General features: G+C 42.0%; 2 protein-coding genes and 1 pseudogene. 2 read left to right on the top strand and 1 reads right to left on the bottom strand.

Annotation, left to right across the window (positions count from 1 at the left end; genetic code table 11):
* Positions 1 to 345 (bottom strand): annotated as a pseudogene (locus tag ACWATR_RS39700) (hypothetical protein); the annotation flags it as partial.
* Positions 346 to 559: 214 nt separating this feature from the next.
* On the opposite strand from ACWATR_RS39700, the gene ACWATR_RS39695 reads away from it, so the two are divergent.
* Positions 560 to 916 (top strand): helix-turn-helix domain-containing protein, encoded by a 357-nt coding sequence (locus tag ACWATR_RS39695; RefSeq protein WP_460345791.1) that lies wholly within the window; start codon positions 560 to 562, stop codon positions 914 to 916.
* Positions 917 to 1,087: 171 nt separating this feature from the next.
* A partial coding sequence (locus ACWATR_RS39690) for a hypothetical protein (RefSeq protein WP_460345794.1) occupies positions 1,088 to 1,903 on the top strand: 816 nt, incomplete at its 3' end.

Raw genomic sequence — 1,903 nt, 5'->3', positions numbered from 1 at the left:
TACCCAGGGTTGCGTTAAGTGGTTGTCGTCATGGCTGATGCTGGCTATCAGTTGATTATCAGCGTAATATTCGTGATGGGAAAATGAGATTTCGACTATTCTGAAGGGTTCGGGAGCAACAGCTTGGGCTTGGGTTGCGATGTAGCTGTCGAGTTCGGCTTGGGCGAGGGCTTGGTTGTCAACTTTCTGAAGCTGGGTGGATTGATGGGTGATGATTGCGTTTACCCAGGTGTCAGTCGCTCTTTTGTCGCCAGTGGGTGTAACGCCGAGTTCGGCAGCTATTCTTTTGAGACGCGGGAGATTATAGCGGGAAAGGTCTTGCTGAGTGTATTTGGAATATGTCATGATATAGATTCCTTGAATGTAAGGACAAAGGGCAATCGCGCTAAGTTTTTCCAGGACTAGTGATTGCCCTCTGTTATTTATATGTTACCAACTAATAGTGGGTAATACAATAGATGGTAAGATAAGAGTTGGTTATGCGATAAACATTTACAATAAATACTATTAATAGATAGACTTCTGAGAGTGGGTTAGTCTATTTATATGAATTCAAATTATGGCTGTGGAAGTAAGACTTAAAGAAATTAGAAATGCCAGAGGGTTTTCGCAAAACGAACTAGCAAGACGACTAGAGATGTCATTGACTAATGTTCAAAAAATTGAATATGGACAAGCTAAGTCAATACCTTTAGATACGCTGGATAAGTTGTGCAAAATTTTACAATGCGAAGTTGGTGAGTTACTAGTTCGTGTACCGGACGATGATGAGGAAAACTCACAACTACCCACAAGTACAATTACTCCAGCCACGGAGCAAAATAGTCCTGTAGATGAGTCTAAATCTCAAAGCAACAAGAAAGCAAGAAAATCTGTCGGCAGTATAGTGTTGCCATTTGAAAAAAGGTCAGCATGAAAACTAAATAGAAATTTATTTAAAAAATAATTGTCAATCCATTAGCTACTGTACAGTTCATTGACTAGGACAAAGTAACTGCTGGTTCAACAGAGGTGATGTTAGCTAATACAGTTACATAATGGCAGAACTTAATTCCTGCTTAAACACTGGCAAATTAAAGGTGGAATGATGAACAAACCACCTCGTAAACGCAAAAAAGCCACCTCTGGCGCATCTGCCGATTCAGCTTCAGCAGCTAACTCTGCAAATGAAGATATCTCTGGTCAAGAAAATCCAGCGTTAGCAACAATCACCGTTACTGCTGTTGAAGTTCCAGAGTTAACTGAGCAGGAAATTAGTGATCGCTTGCATCTTGAACGGAAAGTAGAACGGGCGTTTTTTGAAGCGGGGAAGGCGCTGGCGGAATTACGCGACCGCAAATTGTACCGTTCAACTCACAAAACCTTTGAAGAATATTGCAAGCAAAGGTTTGGTTACACGCGGATAGCAGCCAGCTACAAGATTGCCGCAGCAACAGTCATGGACAATTTGTTAACCAATGGTTTACAAAAAGAGGAAATAGCTACGGATGAATTACAGACTCCAAAAATGTTAACCAATGGTTTACAAATTTTGCCAAATAATGAACGTCAAGTACGCCCTTTGGCTTCTTTAGAGCCAGAAGTACAAAGAGAAGCTTGGCAGAAGGCAGTGGAGGAAGCAGGTGGTAAAGTTCCAAGTGGTAGGATTGTGAAGAATGTTGTGCAGCGCATAATGGAGCGAACCAGAGTACCAAACACCTATCAGCTAGGCGAAATCTGTCAAATTCTTGCAAAAGATAACCCAGAACTCAGAGGTAAAGGTGGATGCTGGGGCATAGTCAACCATGTAGGCGAATTCAGTTGCACAGTCACAATGTGGGATGGAGAATACACCCTGAAAATTGACCACCTGAAGCCACTGAACTACCTGGAATCGGAATGTCAGCAGATGCATCAGATTAGC

The sequence above is a fragment of the Nostoc sp. UIC 10890 genome, from assembly GCF_054786515.1.
This window is presented reverse-complemented; position numbering and strand designations above follow the sequence as displayed.